This is a genomic window from Rhodococcoides kyotonense, from assembly GCF_900188125.1.
Classification (GTDB): domain Bacteria; phylum Actinomycetota; class Actinomycetes; order Mycobacteriales; family Mycobacteriaceae; genus Rhodococcoides; species Rhodococcoides kyotonense.
In genome coordinates, this window is the sequence record NZ_FZOW01000050.1 from 1 (window position 1) to 1001 (window position 1001).

A 1001-nucleotide genomic window follows, 5' to 3' on the forward strand; every position below is an offset into this window, starting at 1 on the left:
ATCACCCTGTCGAGCTTCCTGATGCTCACCGGCATCAACCTCGCCGTCACCAAACTCGTCACCGGGCAGGTCGCGACCCCGTCGATCTCCGACATGGACGGCTTCGACTCGGCCAAGAAAGTGTTCGCCTCCTCCTTCACCATCGGCGGCGTCTCCATCCGCATCACCGTCCTGTGGTGGCTGCTGCTGACCGCACTGTCGACCTACGTGCTGATGAAGACCCGCATCGGGAACTGGATCTTCGCCGTCGGCGGCAACCAGGATTCGGCCCGCGCGATCGGTGTCCCGGTCACGGCAGTGAAAATCGGGTTGTTCATGTTCGTCGGATTCTGCGCCTGGTTCGTCGGCATGCACCTGCTGTTCGCGTTCAACACCGTCCAATCCGGACAGGGCGTCGGTAACGAGTTCCTGTACATCATCGCCGCCGTCATCGGAGGCTGCCTGCTGACCGGTGGTTTCGGTACCACCGTCGGTGCGATGATCGGAGCGTTCATCTTCGGCATGGCCAACCAGGGCATCGTCTACGCCGGCTGGAACCCCGACTGGTTCAAATTCTTCCTCGGCGCGATGCTGCTGTTCGCGGTCATCGCCAACAACAGCTTCCGCAACTACGCCGCGAAAAGGTGACCTGCCATGACCACACACGCTGAAACCCCCGTCGACCACGCACCCGCGGGCGGCGGGAAGACACCACTGATCGAGCTGAAGAACGTCGGCAAGTCCTACGGCAACATCATCGCCCTGTCCGGCATCAACCTGCGTGTGGGCGCTGGGGAAGTCACCGGTGTCCTCGGCGACAACGGTGCCGGAAAATCCACGCTGATCAAGATCATGGCCGGGCTGCACCAGCAGACCGAAGGCGAACTGCTCGTCGACGGCGTCGACACCAAGTTCACCTCCCCGAAAGACGCACTCGGCAAAGGCATCGCCACCGTGTACCAAGACCTCGCGGTGGTGTCGTTGATGCCGGTGTGGCGCAACTTCTTCCTCGGCCAGGAACT

At 62.1% G+C, this 1001-nt stretch carries 2 protein-coding genes; both read left to right on the forward strand.

Annotated features, from left to right (window positions below):
- Positions 1–627 (forward strand): ABC transporter permease (locus CHB96_RS29325; protein WP_141136607.1); only part of this gene is annotated, 627 nt, incomplete at its 5' end.
- 6 nt (positions 628–633) lie between these two features.
- On the forward strand, positions 634–1001 hold a 368-nt coding region (locus CHB96_RS29330; RefSeq protein WP_141136608.1), incomplete at its 3' end, for an ATP-binding cassette domain-containing protein.